The organism is Pseudarthrobacter sp. rb, assembly GCF_056389225.1.
This window is the reverse complement of the sequence record NZ_JBWJAR010000007.1, coordinates 200,525-217,472: the sequence shown is the minus strand read 5'-3', so window position 1 is coordinate 217,472 and position 16,948 is coordinate 200,525. Positions and strand designations below refer to the sequence as shown.

General features: G+C 61.6%; 14 protein-coding genes and 1 pseudogene. 9 read left to right on the top strand and 6 right to left on the bottom strand.

Annotated features, from left to right (window positions below; genetic code table 11):
* Positions 1-2: 2 nt before the first annotated feature.
* Positions 3-944, bottom strand: a complete 942-nt coding sequence (locus tag ACWRN3_RS11900; protein ID WP_255175328.1) for a LysR family transcriptional regulator — start codon at positions 942-944, stop codon at positions 3-5.
* A 123-nt stretch (positions 945-1,067) separates the two neighbouring features.
* Here ACWRN3_RS11900 and ACWRN3_RS11895 point away from each other — a divergent pair, with 123 nt between their 5' ends.
* The 6 genes and pseudogenes from ACWRN3_RS11895 (at position 1,068) to ACWRN3_RS11870 (ending at position 7,793) form a co-directional block, all read left to right on the top strand.
* The gene (locus ACWRN3_RS11895) at positions 1,068-2,060 is read left to right on the top strand and encodes a DUF1852 domain-containing protein (RefSeq protein WP_255175327.1); all 993 of its coding nucleotides are present in this window, start codon (positions 1,068-1,070) and stop codon (positions 2,058-2,060) included.
* Positions 2,061-2,080: 20 nt separating this feature from the next.
* Positions 2,081-3,127 carry a methionine synthase gene (locus ACWRN3_RS11890; RefSeq protein ID WP_255175326.1) on the top strand — a complete coding sequence of 349 codons (1,047 nt, stop codon included), beginning with the start codon at positions 2,081-2,083 and terminating at the stop codon, positions 3,125-3,127.
* 2 nt (positions 3,128-3,129) lie between these two features.
* The gene (locus ACWRN3_RS11885; RefSeq protein ID WP_255175325.1) at positions 3,130-3,702 is read left to right on the top strand and encodes a flavin reductase family protein; all 573 of its coding nucleotides are present in this window, start codon (positions 3,130-3,132) and stop codon (positions 3,700-3,702) included.
* A 175-nt stretch (positions 3,703-3,877) separates the two neighbouring features.
* The gene (locus ACWRN3_RS11880; protein WP_476740749.1) at positions 3,878-4,591 is read left to right on the top strand and encodes a YoaK family protein; all 714 of its coding nucleotides are present in this window, start codon (positions 3,878-3,880) and stop codon (positions 4,589-4,591) included.
* A gap of 1,077 nt (positions 4,592-5,668) precedes the next feature.
* Positions 5,669-6,448, top strand: a complete 780-nt coding sequence (locus ACWRN3_RS11875) for an alpha/beta fold hydrolase (protein ID WP_476740748.1) — start codon at positions 5,669-5,671, stop codon at positions 6,446-6,448.
* Between the two features lie 94 nt (positions 6,449-6,542).
* Positions 6,543-7,793, top strand: a pseudogene (locus ACWRN3_RS11870) (IS256 family transposase).
* Between the two features lie 183 nt (positions 7,794-7,976).
* Here ACWRN3_RS11870 and ACWRN3_RS11865 read toward each other — a convergent pair.
* A complete protein-coding gene (locus ACWRN3_RS11865; RefSeq protein WP_255175322.1) occupies positions 7,977-9,710 on the bottom strand; it encodes a DUF4236 domain-containing protein in 1,734 nt (577 codons plus the stop codon).
* Positions 9,711-10,055: 345 nt separating this feature from the next.
* Between ACWRN3_RS11865 and ACWRN3_RS11860 the strand changes: the two genes are divergently transcribed.
* Complete coding sequence (locus ACWRN3_RS11860; RefSeq protein WP_324644983.1) at positions 10,056-11,084, top strand: DUF4192 domain-containing protein; 1,029 nt, start codon at positions 10,056-10,058, stop codon at positions 11,082-11,084.
* A gap of 111 nt (positions 11,085-11,195) precedes the next feature.
* Here ACWRN3_RS11860 and ACWRN3_RS11855 read toward each other — a convergent pair whose 3' ends face one another.
* The 4 genes from ACWRN3_RS11855 to ACWRN3_RS11840 all read right to left on the bottom strand — a co-directional run bounded on the left by ACWRN3_RS11855 (position 11,196) and on the right by ACWRN3_RS11840 (position 15,080).
* The gene (locus ACWRN3_RS11855; RefSeq protein WP_324644982.1) at positions 11,196-11,828 is read right to left on the bottom strand and encodes a TetR/AcrR family transcriptional regulator; all 633 of its coding nucleotides are present in this window, start codon (positions 11,826-11,828) and stop codon (positions 11,196-11,198) included.
* Positions 11,829-12,078: 250 nt separating this feature from the next.
* A complete protein-coding gene (locus ACWRN3_RS11850; protein WP_255175319.1) occupies positions 12,079-12,741 on the bottom strand; it encodes a 3-keto-alpha-glucoside-1,2-lyase-like domain-containing protein in 663 nt (220 codons plus the stop codon).
* A complete protein-coding gene (locus ACWRN3_RS11845) occupies positions 12,734-13,732 on the bottom strand; it encodes a zinc-binding alcohol dehydrogenase family protein (RefSeq protein ID WP_324644963.1) in 999 nt (332 codons plus the stop codon). The genes ACWRN3_RS11850 and ACWRN3_RS11845 overlap by 8 nt, the downstream gene beginning before the upstream one ends.
* Positions 13,725-15,080: an MFS transporter gene (locus ACWRN3_RS11840; RefSeq protein ID WP_324644962.1), complete on the bottom strand. Its 1,356-nt coding sequence runs from the start codon at positions 15,078-15,080 to the stop codon at positions 13,725-13,727. The genes ACWRN3_RS11845 and ACWRN3_RS11840 overlap by 8 nt, the downstream gene beginning before the upstream one ends.
* Positions 15,081-15,185: 105 nt before the next feature.
* On the opposite strand from ACWRN3_RS11840, the gene ACWRN3_RS11835 reads away from it, so the two are divergent.
* Both ACWRN3_RS11835 and ACWRN3_RS11830 read left to right on the top strand, forming a co-directional pair.
* A complete protein-coding gene (locus ACWRN3_RS11835) occupies positions 15,186-15,707 on the top strand; it encodes a PadR family transcriptional regulator (protein ID WP_255175315.1) in 522 nt (173 codons plus the stop codon).
* 289 nt (positions 15,708-15,996) lie between these two features.
* Positions 15,997-16,785 carry an SDR family oxidoreductase gene (locus ACWRN3_RS11830; RefSeq protein ID WP_476740747.1) on the top strand — a complete coding sequence of 263 codons (789 nt, stop codon included), beginning with the start codon at positions 15,997-15,999 and terminating at the stop codon, positions 16,783-16,785.
* The last annotated feature ends 163 nt before the right edge of the window (positions 16,786-16,948 follow it).

Genomic DNA, 16,948 nt, shown 5'->3' with positions numbered 1-16,948 from the left:
GGTCAGTCGAGTAGCGCTACGCCGAACTCGGCGACGACGGCCCGCAATTCCCTGAGGTAGCCCTGCGCTTGGTCGGTAAGCGGAATCGCGGCGTGACCGATCCAGCCGATCTCGATGCGTTCGTCAACGTCGAGCGGGATGGCCACGATCTCCGGGTCGAGCTGCCCGCTGATGATGCCCGTCGAGATCGTGTAGCCGTGGAGCCCGATCATGAGGTTGAAGATCGTCGCCCGGTCAGAGACCCGGATCTCCTGCTTGCTGGACAAGGTGGAGAGAATCTCCTCGGCGAAGTAGAAAGAGTTGTTCGCACCTTGATCGAAAGTTAGGCGCGGCAAGCCGGCGAGATCGGCGAGAGTCGCACGCTCTTTTGAGGCGAGCGGGTTATTCCGTGCAATGAAAATGTGCGGATCGGCGAGGAAAAGCGGAGTGAACGCGAGCCCGGATTCCCGGAGCAGCTTGTCGATGACCTTCCGGTTGAAATCGTTCCGGTAGAGGATGCCTATCTCGCTGCGGAGCGTCCGGACATCCTCGATGATGTCCCAGGTGCGGGACTCACGGAGCGAGAACTCGTATTCGGCCACCTCAGTGGCCTTGACCATCCGGACGAAGGCGTCCACCGCGAACGAGTAGTGCTGCGTTGACACCCCGAGCAGACGTCGCATCGGTGGCCTGCCGAGGTAGCGCTGCTCGAGGAGAGCGAACTGCTCGACGACCTGCCTCGCATAGCCGAGGAACTCTGCCCCGTCTGCGGTGAGGGTGACCCCGCGGGCGGAGCGAACCAGGAGCGCACGGCCCACCCGGGCCTCAAGGTCCTTCATCGCTGCGGACATCGTTGGCTGCGCTACGTAGAGAAGATCGGCAGCCGCGGAGATCGATCCCTCGGCTGCAACTTCTATGAAGTAGCGGAGCTGCTGCAGGGTCAGTCCGCTCGAAATTTGGGCCATAGGAAGAGTCTATATGAATGCATAGCAGCGCCTAGTTACCCGATACCAGCGGAAAGGTTGCACCATGGACTCAACCCCTTCTGGAAGGCCGTCTCCGGCCCATCGACAACGGATTGGCAGCACATGGCAGACGACTTTACGTTCAGTATCACCACGACCCGCTTCGACGAGGACTACTCCCCGTCCGAAGGCTCCCGGATCACGACGAACTTCGCCAACCTCGCACGGGGCGAGCACCGCCAGGAGAACCTCCGCAACGCCTTGACCATGATCCGGCGCCGTTTCAACGATCTCGCAGACTGGGACAACCCGGACCGGGACCGCTACACGCTCGAGCTTAATATCGTCTCCGTGCAGATACAGCTCACCTCGGACGGCACGGATCAGCAGTTCCCCCTGTTCGAGGTTCTCGACATCCAGATCGTCGACCTGCTGAACGGGGTCCGCCACCAAGGAATCGTCGGGAACAACTTCTCGTCCTACGTCCGCGACTTCGACTTCAGCGTCGTACTGCCGGCGGCAGCAGGGGACTCAGGCAAGCCCACCGTCCCCGAGGACTTCGGCGACCTTCACGGCAAGCTGTTCCAGCACTTCCTCGATTCCCCGGAATGCCAGGAACGCTTCCCGCAGCCGCCAGTGGTCTGCATCAGCGTCTCCACGAGCAAGACATACCGGCAAACCGGGAACCGTCACCCGGTCCTGGGCGTCGAGTACCAGCAGGACGATTACTCCCTGACGGACGCGTACTTCGCGAAAATGGGGCTGCGGGTCCGCTACTTCATGCCGCGCGGCAGCGTGGCTCCGCTCGCCTTCTATTTCCGCGGCGACCTGCTCAACGACTACACCAACCTGCAGCTCATCGGCACGATCAGCACCATGGAGACCTTCCAGAAGATCTACCGCCCGGAGGTCTACAACGCGAACTCGGCCGCCGCCGCCGTCTACCAGCCGAGCCTGGGAGAGCAGGATTACTCGCGGACCCAGATCGCGTACGACCGCGTCGAGCGCAGCCAGCTCGCGGTCACGCAGGCGAAGTACACGGAGGAGCACTTCATCACGCCCCACAAGGACCTGTTGGACCAGTGGACCGCCAACTACCCCGCTCTCGTCAACTGACCAACGGAGAATTCCCAATCATGAACACACTCTTGCCCACCACCCTTGTCGGAAGCCTGCCGAAACCATCGTGGCTCGCACAGCCGGAAACTCTCTGGTCCCCATGGAAGCTGGAGGGAGATGCGCTGCTCGAGGGCAAGCAGGATGCGCTGCGCATCGCCATCCACGAGCAGAGCCGGCGCGGCATCGACATCGTCAGCGACGGCGAGCAAACCCGCCAGCACTTCGTCACGACCTTCATCGAGCATCTCAGCGGCGTCGACTTTGAACAGCGCAAGACCGTGCGCATCCGTGACCGGTACGACGCGAGCGTGCCGACCGTCGTCGGACCGGTGCACCGCGAAAAGCCGGTATTCGTCGACGACGCAAAATTCCTCCGCGCTACCACCGACAAGCCGATCAAATGGACTCTTCCCGGCCCGATGACGATGGTGGACACACTCTACGATGACCACTACAAGAGCCGCGAGAAGCTGGCCTGGGAGTTCGCCACGATCCTGAACCAGGAGGCGAAGGAACTGGAGGCCGCGGGCGTGGACATCATCCAGTTCGATGAGCCCGCGTTCAATGTCTTCCTTGATGAGGTCAAGGACTGGGGCGTGGCTGCACTTGAGAGGGCGGCGGAAGGACTGCGTGCGGAGACCGCCGTGCATATCTGCTACGGCTACGGGATCAAGGCGAATAATGACTGGAAGGCGACGCTCGGCTCACAGTGGCGTCAGTACGAGGAAACGTTCCCGCTGCTGCAGAGCTCCAGCATCGATATCATCTCGCTGGAATCCCAGAACTCCCACGTGCCCATGGACCTCATCGAGCTCCTCCGCGGCAAGAAAGTCATGCTGGGCGCGATCGACGTCGCCAGCGAGGCCATCGAGACGCCGGAGGAGGTCGCCGACACCCTCCGCAAGGCACTGCAGTTCGTTGATGCGGACAAGCTCATCCCCAGCTCCAACTGCGGCATGGCCCCGTTCCCCCGGGATGTCGCCCTCGCCAAGCTGAGTGCCCTCAGTGCAGGGACGGACATCGTCCGCCGGGAACTCCGCCGCTCCGCCCCCACGGCGTCATAGGGATGTTTCACGCCTACCCTACGGACACGTGGCTTGGGGGCCCGGAGCAAAGCTTCCCGTCCTCCCTGTCGGCCGACGACTTCAAAGCACTGTTCCGTGGCCACCCGGGAGGTGTCGCCGTCGTGACGGCGGATGCAGGCGACGGACCGGTGGCGCTGACGGTCTCGTCGGTCGTGTCAGTGAGCGCAGAACCTCCGCTGCTCATTTTCTCGGTCTCGGCACTGTCCTCTGCGTCCGCGGTGCTGTCGCGCGCCGAAACCGTCGTCGTGCACCTCCTGGACGCGCACGACGTCGACCTGGCCAAGTTTGGCGCGACCCCCGGCGCCGACCGCTTTGACCAGACGCACCGCTGGTCGGCCCTGGCGACCGGCGAAGCGGTCTATGAGGATGTGCGCGCCTGGGTGCGCTGCGCCGTCATCAACCGGATGGAGGTGGGAACCTCCACCATCGTCGCCGTTCACGCCCTGGAGTCACACGTGATGCGTGACGTCCAAGCGGGCGAACCCGGCGACGCCCTGGTCTACCACAACCGTTCATGGCACCGCCTGGGCGAGCATTCCAAGCTTGAAGCCTGAGCGCCGCGCCAACAATGATTGCGCGTCGCCGCTACGATGGCGCCCTAGTCGCCGGCGCAGATCCCCGGAGGACTGGCAGCGCCTTAGTTGCCTGCCAGTCCATCAAAACCACCAACAAGCATGTCCGAGGGGTGGTCATAGAGACCACCCCTCATGATGAAGGATCCCTTAAACCATGACATCAGCTGTAGCCGGCTCAGGTATCAAAACCGCCTCTACCCCACAAGAAAATGCGTCGTCTCCGGAAAAGTTCCGACTGATGCTCATGATGGCCCTCACGCTCGTTACAGGTGTGGTTGACGCGGTCGGCTACCTTGGACTCGATCACGTCTTCACCGGAAACATGACCGGCAACGTGGTGATTCTTGCGATGGCGCTGGCCGGGGCCGCGAACCTGCCAACGTTGGGCCCACTGGTAGCACTCGGCGCTTTTCTCCTCGGCGCGGCGGTTGCCGGATTTACGCTCCAGTCAAGCCCGAAAGGCTGGAACCGCAGGGTCACGCTCCTTCTCACAGCGGGTTGTATCGCGTTGACGGGAACCGCCGCCATCTCGCTCATCGTGGAAGACGTCGGCCACCAGTCCATTCGTGTCATTGTTGCCGCCCTTATCGCCATGCACATGGGCTCCCAGGCCCTGATTGCGCGGCATTTGGGCGTACGGGACATGACCACAGTGGTCATTACTTCCACCATGACCTCCCTCGCCGGAGAGTCACTTGTGGGCAAGCAACGGCCCCGGTTACTCAACCGACGGCTGGGCGCTGTCCTCGCTATGTTCGCCGGGGCCGCCATCGGAGTACTCCTGCTCCAGATCCATCTCAGCGTCCCGATCGCCCTCGGCATCGCGATCACCGCCGCTGTGACGTTCCTGGGGAGACGCTGGCATTGATGCGGTACATTCCACCGGCCGTGCCTGCGCAGCGGACAAGCATCCGGGAGGCCAACCTCGGCTCAACCAGAAGCAAATCCGATAAGGGCGCGAATCCGAGTGCACTTCACCCCAACCTGACGTCAGTCTGACCGTCCGACGGCGTCAGGTTAGAGCCGGGTTACGGCCCTTGGACACCGACTCCCAGCAGCGATATATCTCAAGCTGACCCTCCCACCTGCCTCGGGGAAAAGGGGCACACCGCCGAGTCCAACAGTCTTTCATCTGGCGGCCCTGTGCTGAGTCACGGCAAGCGGGAATGCGAGGACTCGAACTCCCGGCCGGCGCCGGGCAGAGCATCAAATTAGACGTAAGTGTAGACAGTGTCCACACCTACTCTGGCTGCGATGAACGCAAGGTGCTTTTGGGTCGTCGAAACCTCGCATCGGAGGCCGCGAATCAACCGCGCTGCGGTCATGTCGTCGTCTCTCCCCCGGCCCATGAATAGGTGTAGGCCACCACGGGGCCTACCCGACAAGACCGGAAGCGAGGAACCGTATAACCCCAGCAAACAGCACGCGGAGCGCCCACCAGCCACGGCACTGACCCCGCCACCCCACACACCTGCATACCCCCCGCGGCGGCCAGGCTACAGCCCGCGACCCAACCCGTCAGGCGACGCGACCGCAAGGTTGTCAACACGTTAAAGCAAAATCGCCCCTGACGAGGCGACCTGTTGTGCCCGAGGTGGGACTCGAACCGCGTTCCGGCCCTTGAGTTTCCGCCACTCCCCCGAAAGCCTCAACAATCCGGCCCGGTCCGGCACCAGTAAGACTCAATCCGAACGCGAGGGTGTGCACATTGTGCACACCCTCGCTTTTGCCCAGTTCGGCGTCCCAAACCAGGCTGCCTCGGCGCCGGTTACGTCCCGGAATTGAGGGCCCTCGACAACGTGGCGGTTGGACTCTTCGCCCTGCCTGAGATGTGTTCGACCTGAGGCGTTTGGATGCGCTGCCTGACCGCGTATCGCTGCACCGTCGGGCCTTTCGACAGGTGACCCCTGGCCAGAGATGTTGAACCGCCCACTACAGTGAAGTCATGTTGCACTCAACCCGGCAAGGCTCCGGTAAGCCACTCCTCCTGATCCATGGGCTCGGTTCCAGTATTGGTAACTGGAACCCGGTAATCCCGGCGCTGGCCGCTGAACGCGATGTCATCGCCGTCGACCTCCCCGGATGCGGCGAATCCGCGCCGCTAACCGGAGAAACCACAATTGCCACGCTGACCGATGCCGTCGAAGCCTTTATCCGCGACGCGGAACTGGGTGACGTTGACCTGGTCGGCAGCTCCATGGGCGCACGGATGGCGATGGAAATGGCACGGCGAGGGCACGCTGGCACCACGATCGCACTGGACCCTGGTGGATTCTGGAATGACCGCCAGGCAGCAATCTTTGGTGCAAGCATCAAGGCCTCCGTCGCACTGGTGCGCCGCATCCAGCCGGCGCTCCCCTTCCTCACGGGCAACCCCGTGGGCCGCACGGCCCTGTTGGCTCAGTTCTCCGCCCACCCCTGGAAGCTGCCGCAGGACCTGGTCCTGCATGAACTTCGCGGGTTCAAGACATCGAGCAGTCTGGACCCGGCCCTCAACGCACTGATTCACGGACCCCGCCAGGAAGGCGCACCGGCCGGTTCACTCAAGGCAAAAGTGGTCATCGGATGGGGGCGAAAGGACAAGGTCACCGCTCCCAGTGAGGCGGCGCGGGCCATGGAGCTGTTCCCGGATGCAACGCTCCACTGGTTCGACAACTGCGGTCATTTCCCGCACTGGGACCAACCCGCGGAAACGCTGCGCCTGATCCTCGACAGCACCGCCTGAACTGCGGGACTGTAAGAAAAACGGTGTGAGAGGGTCCGGCCTGATCCGAAAGGAGACGGCCGTGTCAGAGTCCACGACCGAGATGACAGGGGTGATGATCGATCCTGTGACGGGAGAGATCATCGATCAGAAGGAACTTGCGGAGCGGTTGCTCGCGCAGGCCAAGGAACAGGGCGTAAGCCTGGTCGGTCCCGGCGGGCTGCTCAACCAACTCACCAGGAACGTGCTCGGGACCGCGCTGGAAGCCGAGCTGACCGAACACCACGGGCACGAGCACGGCCAGACACCGGTCGCGGCCAACATGCCCAACGGCACCAGATCAAAAACCGTGCTAACCGAAATCGGTCCGGTCGAGATTGAAGTCCCCCGGGACCGGGACGGCTCGTTCGAACCGGTCATCGTGCCCAAGCGCAAACGACGCCTGGACGGGATCGACCAGATCGTGGTCTCGCTCTCCGCGCGCGGGCTGACGACCGGGGAAATTGCCGCGCACTTCGAGGAGGTCTACAGGGCCAAGGTCTCCAAGGACACCATCAGCCGCATCACGGAGAAGGTCGCTGGGGAGCTGGCCGAATGGTCTGCCCGGTCCTTGGACCCGATCTATCCGGTGCTTTTCGTTGACGCGGTCGTGGTCAAGGTCCGTGACGGGCAGGTGCGCAACACCCCGTTCTACGTCGTCATTGGAGTCACCACTGGTGGGGAGCGGGAGATTCTGGGCAACTGGGCCGGCGACGGCGGCGAGGGTGCACGGTTCTGGCTGCAGGTCTTCTCCGAGCTGAAGAACAGGGGCGTCGACGATATGTTGATCGCCGTCTGCGACGGGCTCAAGGGCCTGCCCGAGGCGATCACGACCACGTGGGAGCGAACGGTCGTGCAACAGTGCGTCGTTCACCTGATCCGTAACAGCTTCCGCTACGCCGGACGCCGGCACCGCGAAGGTATCGTCAAGGCGCTCAAGCCCGTCTAAACTGCCCCGTCCGAGCAAGAGGCAAAGGACCGGTTTGCCGAGTGCACGGCCGAATGGGGCCAGCGCTATCCGGCCATTGTGCGGCTCTCGGAGTCATCGTGGGCTGAGTTCGTGCCGTTCCTGGAGTACGACGCGGAGATCCGGCCGGTTATCTGCACGACGAACGCGATCGAGTCGATCAACGCCCGCTACCGAAGGGCAGTACGGGCCCGCGGGCACTTCCCCAACAAGACCGCTGCCCTGAAATGCCTATATCTCGTCACCAGGGCTCGTGATCCGACCGGCGGCGGTAGGGCACGCTGGGTGATGAGATGGAAGCCTGCTCTAAACGCGTTCGCGATTACCTTCGCCGGCCGGTTCGAAAGAACCACTCAATAATGAAACCGGCCGGACTACACACACCGTTTATCGGACAGTCCCCATTCCAGCCCTTGCAAACACTCGGTACGCGCGAAAACATGCGGAATCCGTGGCCCATTCAGAGACAGTACGGGCTAGTCCGAGGCCAGGAGTGTGGACATTGTCCACACTCCTCTTTCGGGATTTCTTTGCTTGGTTTCCCTACTTCGCGTAGGCGGCCGGGACTTTGTAGTTCGCAGCCAGCGGGAGGAGCTTCGGGGCAGGGTGCGGGCCCTCGGAAAGCCAATCGTTGCTGATCTCGGTGGCTTTAGCGGCGTGGAGGACGAGCTGTGCAGCGAGGGCAGAACCCGTGATCTTGGCGTAGGCTACGGCGGTCTCACCGACTGCCTCGGTGTGTTCGAGGAGCGGGAGCAGGTGTGCTGAGGTGACGTTGCTGAGTTCCCCGACCCGTGTGCCGTCGAGACGTACCTCGACAAACGGGCGCTGCGTGCCGTTCTTCAACGTGTTGATCTCTTTGTGCAGGCTGACCAGCAGGAGGCCTCGACCGTCAGTTGGGACGTGGCTGGACAGTATGTCGAAGTGGTTCTCTTCCTTCAGGACCTGAATTCCTGATCCCCACGGTAAGAGAGTGGTCACGCCCGTGGGGGCCTCGTTGAGCGGAGTGATCAGCTCCGGTTCTGGCAGCGCAACGGTGACGCGTGCACGAAACTTGGCGCCGTCGTAGCCCCACATGCGAGCCGTGGTTGCGGCGACGAGTCCGCTGGCGATGATTCTCCTGATTGGTTGTTTATAGCGAGGAGCGTCCTCACGACTGAGATAACCAAGCACCCGGCCTCTCCACCGAACACTTATGGCATTGGAGTCGTGCGGGTTGTCCGGCTCGGCAACCAACTCCACCTGAACGCCTTCAGCTTCACCGTCGGTCCTTCGAGCGGAGAAGGCCCCATTGGCGCGGAGCGCCGCCTTGATTGCCTTGCCATAGGCGTGCTCACCAACGACTTCCACGTTCGGCCATTCCGCACGACCAAGGGAAACAGGATACGAGCGCTTATGGGAGGAGGCAGCCAGATTTACCGCTGCACTTGGTTCCAGCGGCACCGCGTATGACGGATCCTGATGGGGCGGAGCGTCAGCAGCCAATCTTTCGATACCGTCGGTAGAGGACCTGACAGGTTCTCTGAGGCTGGCTGACCAGGTGGCGTCCTCCCACGCCTGGCGGTCACGACGGCGCTTTCGCAGCACTAAAGTTAGCCCGACAATGCCCGCTGCCAGCACAAACCCTGCAGGCGAAGAGACTGTGACAATAAGCAGCAGCAAGCCGAGCATCGTCCACTGGGCAACTGTCCCGGCCTTCTCAAGCTGTGCCACGCCGCGGCCGCCCGCGTTCAACCTCGCCGGGCTTTCACCGACGAAGGTAAGGACGTTTGCTGCCTGTCCCTGGGTCAGGTGCATGAGGCTGGGGCGCGTTCCGGTTGCGCGGGCGACGACTGCACGCACGAAGTTCCGTTGGAACTTCGTGGCCGCCGGCGTTCCATCCGGCACCAGGAGCTGCCGCCACGCTTCGTCGCTGATGATTCGATGGTCGATGCGGCCACGCGAAGGATTAGATCGCCCAACGCCAGCGTTCTGGGTGGAACGGCGGGTGGAGCTGCTGGTCGAATAGGAGATCCCAGTCTTGGGGACCCTCACCGTAGTTGTTGTGCGACCCGTTGCCGACTTCGTGACCCGCAAGGGGCCCGCTCCAACGCTTGCGCCCAATCCGCGCTTCGATGCGGTGATCCGCACCGGCCCAAAACTCATTGACTTGCGGTAACGAAACCCCAAACCCGTACCCCCAATATATTTGGCATACGAGAAGCCATTTCTCCTCGTAAGAGAGATTGTATGCATCAGTAATTGGTGCAGGAACAAACGGCCACCGAGTGCAATTTTCACGCCGCTGCAAAGCCGCCTCAGCGCCCCTAATAACCGCCGAAGTCATGCGGTCACATTCTTGTAAACCCATGGAAAAGCAAAACTCATCGCTGCTTGTCATTCTGATATGTCCCATGATCGCTGGGCGGGCCCTCCACGCAACCAGGGCGCTACGCGCCGACCCGGGACCAAAAACTTCCCAAGCCAGAGTCGTTTGGTTCTCGACGAAGTTTTCGGCCCCGGCGCCGGTCCCCCAAGTTGCACTCCGGCCCCTCAACCCAGCAGATGGTCCCCTATCAGAACGACGCCCACCACCAACAACCGCAGAAACACGGCACCACAACCGGTCAGGGGAATCACGGGATCATGGAAAAGCTCACCATCAAAACACCATCAGATGTCCTCAGCTTCATCGGACACACCCTCGGCTTCTGGCCCCAGGAAAGCCTGGTCTGCATCACGATGAACGACAACAGCATCGGCGCCACCCTACGTATCGACCTTCCTCACCAACCAGGCCAGGAACTCCCCTACGCCCGCACCGTCGCCCACTACCTCACCAGCGACACCACCGCCACGTCCATCCTCTTCGCCGTCTACACCAGCGAAACCACCCAACCCGGACAGCCCAAACCCCAAGCCGGGGCCATCGCCGCACTCACCGGGGTCCTCGCCGAGCAGGGCATCACCATTCGCGACGGTCTCTTCGTCGGGAACGAAACCTTCTCCCCATACGACGGCGAACCAGGCACCAACCTCGCCATGCCCGTCAGCTCCACCGAAACCAGCGCGATCAACGCCGAATTCATCTACCGCGGCAGCTTCGTCGAACCCACAGACCACATCACCCTTCCACCTAGCGGCCACGATGCAGCGAAAGCGGCCGCCGTCAAAGACCACATACACTCCATCGGGTCTCAAACCTCCGAGACGGCCCTCCTGCACGGGCGGGAACTCTGGGGCAACATGCTCGGCGCCACAGACTTCCCGAGCGACGACGACTGTCACGCCCTCGTCGCAAACCTGCAATTCCCCGCCATCCGCGACCGGCTCATCGCAGACATCCCCGGGGTCGACGAACCCATGCAGCACATCCTGTTCGCCCAAACCACACAGCCCCCAAAATGGTCACGAATCGAGTGGGCACAACAACTCCTCCTCCACGCCTATACCCGCACCTCCCCCGAACACGCGGCACCTGTCCTCACCGCCATCGGCTACATCAACTGGTGGGAAGGCAGAGGCAGCAAAGCACACCAGTTCCTCCAACTCGCCCTCGATACAGACCCGGCCTACCGCCTCGCCCGCCTCAGCGACCAAATGATCGGCGCCGGCGTGGTCGCAGGCTGGAACATGAACAAAGACACCGCCTACAAAAGCCTGCCCTTCGACTAACAGTTCTCCAAAGCGCAGGAGCACCCGCTCCCACGCGCACGCAGGTTCTGGCCAACGAGCAAGACTTCCCCCTGGAGCGCCCTCCTGAAATCGGAGCGGCAGTTCGACTTTTTACGGTATATCCGCTGTAGTCAGCTCTCGGAGTCTCGCCCTGAGACGGCCGGCCATGTCCAGATGGACCGGCATCAACAGCCACTGGACCTGCAGGCCATCGACTAGCGCGATGATGTCCGTTTCCAAGCCTTCCAATTCAATGTGCGGCCTTATAAGCGAGCGGCTTGCCAGGTTTCCGAGGGCAGCTTTGGTGCGTCTTAGAGCTCTCTCATATCGCGCCACGAAATAGTCATGAGCAGGGTGCCCTGCATCGGAAGCCTCAGTGGACAAGACGGCGAACAGACTCACGATGCCAGGGTTTCTTGCGTTGTGCTCTATGACTCTGATGAGTCGGCTGAAGTATTCGATTCCATCAGAGCTCTCCTCCGGCGCGCCTGCGAAGAAGAGTTCGTTATCCTTGCGGTCTCGTTCCTCGAGTACGGCCTCCAGCAAGGCCTCCTTCGTGGGGAAGTAGTGCAGGAGAGCTGTGCGACTCACTCCGCAATCAGCAGCCATCTGCAGCATGCTTGCATTTCGGTAGCCCACGGTCGCGAAGGCATCGAAAGCGGCCTGCAGGATCTGGGCACGCCGCCATTCACTTTTCGCGTAGGGCCCACGGGCTCCGCCCTTCTTGGCAGCTGTCTCCAACATTGCACCAACATCCCATCATTCGGACGGCCCCACAACTTGAGGCCGTTGCCACAGCCACAGTTGCCGTTCCATCCGGCGCCGCGAGCATCAAGCGTACGACTCCCAAGCAACGAAGCGTTTCCAGAAATCTTACTTGAAAATATATACAGCTGTAAGTTTTCGTGTGTATCATCAATCCACGCGGTGATCCACAGGGGTTTCACCCACTAATGAAGGACCATTGATGTGGCCCCAGGATGCGTCCCGAATCTCAGCCGCGCGTGATGCTCAGGTTGGAAAAGAACGCCTCAGTTCCGATGTCAACCCACAAGCCAACCATGCCGGGAAACGGCACGCCCTTGGATTCGGACACAGTCAGGACCTCTCCACCATTAATAATGACGCGTAGCCGCCGGCCAAGCACTTCGATGATCATATGGATCCACTCGTCCGGGCCGATGTCGGCCCGGGCCTCGAAGCGGCCGTCGGGATATTCAACGCGAAGACGTTCAAAGTCCCACTCGGGATAGGCGAAATACTGCAGCCCCCGATTCACCCGCGGCCCTGGTGGATTGAGTTTCACCCCGTTGAGCGGCCGAACATAAACAGACTCAAAGCGGTCAGTGTCTTCGGAAATTCGGTAGGCAATGCCAGCGAATGCACGCGCGTAGTCCGGCGCGTCCGCAGTCAGGCGGCTCAGTATGTCAACCTCGATGACGCCGTTCTGGAACTCAACGGGAAGTAGGACAAAGGTGGGCTGGTCGATGTAATCGACTCCTGGAACCCCAGCTGCGGCCTCGCCGGTCAAAGCCACCCTAAGGGCCTTCCGGCCAGCAACTTCGCTGGGCTGTGCCGTGACGGATCTCAAGGACGCACCAACCGGCAGTTCGTTCAACCGCAGGAGAACTCTCCCCGCAGTGTTAAGGTCAGGCATCAATGCTTCCTTCCACAGTTACCACGAGCTTCCCGGAAATGGATCCGTCCTCCATGTCCTGGTGGGCCTGGACAATCTCGTCGAACGGGTACACTTTGCCGATCGGGACGCTCACCCGCCCAGCTTCAACAGCGTCGACGAATTCCTGCAGAACAGGCGCTGGAAGGTCACTCGCCCCGCCGGAGTAGGCAGTCAGCCGGACACCGTTGGGAATAAAGTCGATCGGATAGAAGTCCTTGACGGTCCACTCGTCGGAGAGCATTCCGGTGAAGCAGACCGTCCCATGGACAGCCGTGGCCCGCAGTGTGTCTTGAAGTGTCGGCGTGCCGACCAGCTCCACTGCGCCGCCGACCCCCTCCGGGAAAATTCCGCGTACCTGTTCGGCAATGGAACCGGAATCAATCACCACATGATCCACGCCAGCGTCCAGGAGTGCCTGCCTTTTGGCTGGATTCCTGGTGGTGGAGACCACCGTGATGCCCTGGCGTTTTGCGAGGACAGCCAGGGCCATCCCAATGGATGAAGTGCCGCCCCGGATCAACAGGGTGCTGCCAGGCGCGGCGTTTACTCCGATTGTCAGGGAGCCGTTTGCGGTTTGCAGCATTTCCGGCACGGCACCCAAAGTAGACCAAGCGAGGCTGCTTCTAAACGGGACCACGCTGGAGGCCGGCACGCTCACGTACTCGGCATAGCCGCCGTCGAAAGTTCTGCCCATGCCGCCCATCAGCGCGGCGACCTGAGTGCCTTCGGCCACCTCACCGCCCGGAGCCTCTACTACAACACCGGTTGCTTCAATCCCGGGGATGCGCGGGAAGGATCCGAATGAGCCCAGTCCCCTGCGGAAATGAAGCTCCGAGCGGTTAAGGCCAAAAGCGTGGACTTTGATCAGCACCCAACCAGGCCTGGCAACAGGCCGGGGCACTACCCGGATCTTGAGAGCTTCGGGCGCTCCCGGGCCGTCAAGGACGATTGCGTGCATGTGCTCAGGCATGGTTGTGTGCTCCCTTTGATTCGGTTTGCAGGTCACCCAGCTCAGGTGAACTGTCCGCCGCCGAAATGTCGGAATGCCCTCCCGCGGTTTCAGGCCCGCGGCGAATTGCGGGTATCGCGGCAACGCCGACGGCTGCAATCAGTACTCCGGGTACCAGTGGCCACGCGGTGGTTTCAGTCAGCGACTGAACCACATAGGGCGCGATGCCGCCGAATATGGTGGTGGCAATCGTCCCGCCGATTGCCAGCGCGGTGAGGCGGCCCCTGACGACAAACTGCTCCGGAATTGCTGATGCGCCCACTGCGCTCAGGCTGCCGGCCAGGCACGAAAGAACCACGACGGCGGCAATGGCCAAGGGTGCGGTGGAGTAACCGGCGGCAGCGAACATGGGAACGGGCAGAAGAACGGCCGCCACCGCCAAAACGAGCAGGGTCCGGCGACGCCCGTATCGGTCGGACAACCAGCCGGCGGCCGGCGAGGCAACAACCACGACGGCGGCGGAAAGCGTTGCCAGGGCAAGCGCGGAAGATTCGGCCCAGCCCTGAACGGAAACCAGGTATGTGGGCAGGTAGACAATGCCTACGTAGTACGTTGCGGAAACAAGCCCGGAGATGACGAATGTGCGGATAATGGCCCGCCATTGCCGCCCCACAACCAGTGGAATCGATTCCCGGGTTTCCTCTGCGCGGCTCTGCGCAAAGAGCGGGGTTTCGTGGAGGCCGGTGCGCAGCAAGAGGATCAAGGCAGCGAGTAGACCGCCGACAATGAATGGTATTCGCCAACCCCACGCATCCATCTGTGCCGCAGGAAGGGCAGCGATGGTGGCCGCTGCGACACCGGCAGCGAGCAGCGCTCCGATTTCGCTCGCCGCGGCGGCCAGTGAGGTGACGAGCCCACGCTTTCCCGGGCTGCTGCTTTCCAGGAGATAGGTCATGACGCCCGTGTATTCACCACCCACCGAAAATGACATCAGGCATCTCAGTGCGAGAAGCCAGGCCGCGGCGGATTCACCAATCTGCGCGTAGGTCGGCAGGACAGCACTGCCCAGTGTGGCCAGCAGCATCAACGCCATGGATGCCAGCAGAACGGGCCGGCGGCCCCAACGGTCCCCCACGTATCCAAAGACGAGGCCGCCTATCGGCCGGAGGAGGTAGGAAACGGCAAACGTTGCAAGTGTCATAAGGACCCCCGTGGGGCTGTCACCGAAGAACACCCGTGAAAGGACGGCGCTGAGGTAAAGGAACAACGTGAAGTCGTACCATTCCACCACGGTGGAGACAACGGCGATAGCGAGCCGGCCCCGGGGAACGGTGGCTTGAGCCGCAAGGGGCATGGGCGAAGACAGCATGGGAGGATCCTTCGACGGCGAAAACGGAGCGATACCTCTAAACGAGGTATGCATTAGGGAACGTTACCTCGTTTCGATGTATTCCCATCCGCTAGCATTGTTGTCGTGCTCGAACTGATGATCCTGGGCTTCCTCGCCGAAGGCCCCCTCCATGGTTACCAACTCCGGCGCAAGATGAATGAACTCTACGGTTTCGCAAAGGAGATCAGTGACGGGAGCCTGTATCCCGCCATTCAAAGGCTCATCAAAGCGGGTGCCATTGTGCAGCGCATCGAGAACGGGCGCGCGGCCCAGCGCCACACACTAGAACTCACGCCTAAGGGCCGGGAAGACCTTGAGCAACGGCTTCGCAGCGCTTCAGGCGGAGATGTCAGCGACCTGGGGCGGTTTATGGTGATCCTTGCCTTCCTGTCCCGACTTCCCGACGTCGAAGACCAGCACGAGGTACTCGAGCGGCGGCTGAAATTCCTCGAGGCACCCGCCAGCTTCTTCTACGAAAACGGCAGACCTTTGCGAAGCGCGGATATCCAGGACATCTACCGCCAAGGAATGCTGACAATTGGCAAAGCGGCGAGCCGGGCAGAAATAGCCTGGCTCCGCCACACCCTTGGCGCCTCCGCGAAGTAGGATCCCTCACGATGGGCGTTTCTACTGCTCACTGACTGTCATGTTTATTGCCCCACATGCATCAATAGGGCCAATTTTGGTATTTCCCCTTGGGTAACCTGGCGCAATACCGTGAAGACTCGCGGGATACGCAATCGGATTCACCCACGGCGACCGACATCGAGGTGGGGATTCCGGTGGGCCTCCCTCCTGGTTCCGAGGCCAGCGGCACGACTGTTGCAGCTACTACGGACAAGCCGGGGAAGGACTCCCGCAAGTCACGGACACCCAAACAAAGGAGTTTTGAGCAATGACTGGACGAGTTGACGGCAAACGGATATTGATCACCGGCGCAGGCAGCGGAATGGGCCGGTCGATTGCCAGGCGCCTGGCGGAAGAGGGTGCCAAGCTGACGATCTTTGACCTCAACGCTGAGGCGGCCAATGACGCAAGGGACGAAATCGTTTCCAAAGGCGGTACAGCAATTTCGACCTCCGGCAACGTAGTCCACCGGACGGACGTTGCAGCCGCAGTAGCAGCGGGCGTGGAGGCTTACGACGGTCTGGATGTCATGTTCGCTATCGCAGGGATCATCAAACCCCTCCATTTCCTGGATGTGACGGAGGAAAACTGGCGGACTACCCTCGACGTCAACGGCCTCGGCTCACTGATCTGCCAGCAGGAAGCGGCTAAACAAATGATCTCGCAGGGGACTTGGGGCAAGCTCGTCCTCACGTCATCGATCGCAGGCCGCCAGGGGTACCCAAACTTCGCCGCTTACTGCGCCAGTAAGTTTGCGGTCAACGCGCTGGTACAGGCAGCAGCCCGCGGACTGGCCGAACACCACATCACGTGCAACGCCTTTGCGCCGGGCGTGGTGGACACGCCCCTGTGGCGCAAGCTCGACCTCGACATCATGGAACTCGGAGACACTTCCGCGCCAGGGCAGGCTTTCAACGAGTTCTCAGGGTCGATACTTGCCGGCCGCGCCGGTACGCCCGAGGACGTCACTGGAACGGCGCTCTACCTGGCATCGGAAGATTCCGATTACATGACAGGCCAGGTCGTCATGATCGACGGCGGCATGGTCCTCGTGTAGTTTCCGGGAGCAAGCCAACGCACTAAAGACAGAGGCATCACCGAGCCACGGTTCGGTGATGCCTCTGTCGTTAAAAGCGGCAATCAATTATTCCTAACAAGACATCAATATAGCCCGGAATAAGTATTGGACCAGAGGTAATGCGTAGTGGGATGGTTGATGC

Excerpts from the sequence above, each read along its gene's own strand:
- ACWRN3_RS11850 (WP_255175319.1), bottom strand. The coding sequence starts at position 12,741 with ATGCCTGACCTTAACACTGCGGGGAGAGTTCTCCTGCGGTTGAACGAA.
- ACWRN3_RS11900 (WP_255175328.1), bottom strand. The coding sequence starts at position 944 with ATGGCCCAAATTTCGAGCGGACTGACCCTGCAGCAGCTCCGCTACTTC.
- ACWRN3_RS11845 (WP_324644963.1), bottom strand. The coding sequence starts at position 13,732 with ATGCCTGAGCACATGCACGCAATCGTCCTTGACGGCCCGGGAGCGCCC.
- ACWRN3_RS11875 (WP_476740748.1), top strand. The coding sequence starts at position 5,669 with ATGTTGCACTCAACCCGGCAAGGCTCCGGTAAGCCACTCCTCCTGATC.
- ACWRN3_RS11860 (WP_324644983.1), top strand. The coding sequence starts at position 10,056 with ATGGAAAAGCTCACCATCAAAACACCATCAGATGTCCTCAGCTTCATC.
- ACWRN3_RS11840 (WP_324644962.1), bottom strand. The coding sequence starts at position 15,080 with ATGCTGTCTTCGCCCATGCCCCTTGCGGCTCAAGCCACCGTTCCCCGG.
- ACWRN3_RS11885 (WP_255175325.1), top strand. The coding sequence starts at position 3,130 with ATGTTTCACGCCTACCCTACGGACACGTGGCTTGGGGGCCCGGAGCAA.
- ACWRN3_RS11880 (WP_476740749.1), top strand. The coding sequence starts at position 3,878 with ATGACATCAGCTGTAGCCGGCTCAGGTATCAAAACCGCCTCTACCCCA.
- ACWRN3_RS11890 (WP_255175326.1), top strand. The coding sequence starts at position 2,081 with ATGAACACACTCTTGCCCACCACCCTTGTCGGAAGCCTGCCGAAACCA.
- ACWRN3_RS11855 (WP_324644982.1), bottom strand. The coding sequence starts at position 11,828 with ATGTTGGAGACAGCTGCCAAGAAGGGCGGAGCCCGTGGGCCCTACGCG.
- ACWRN3_RS11895 (WP_255175327.1), top strand. The coding sequence starts at position 1,068 with ATGGCAGACGACTTTACGTTCAGTATCACCACGACCCGCTTCGACGAG.
- ACWRN3_RS11830 (WP_476740747.1), top strand. The coding sequence starts at position 15,997 with ATGACTGGACGAGTTGACGGCAAACGGATATTGATCACCGGCGCAGGC.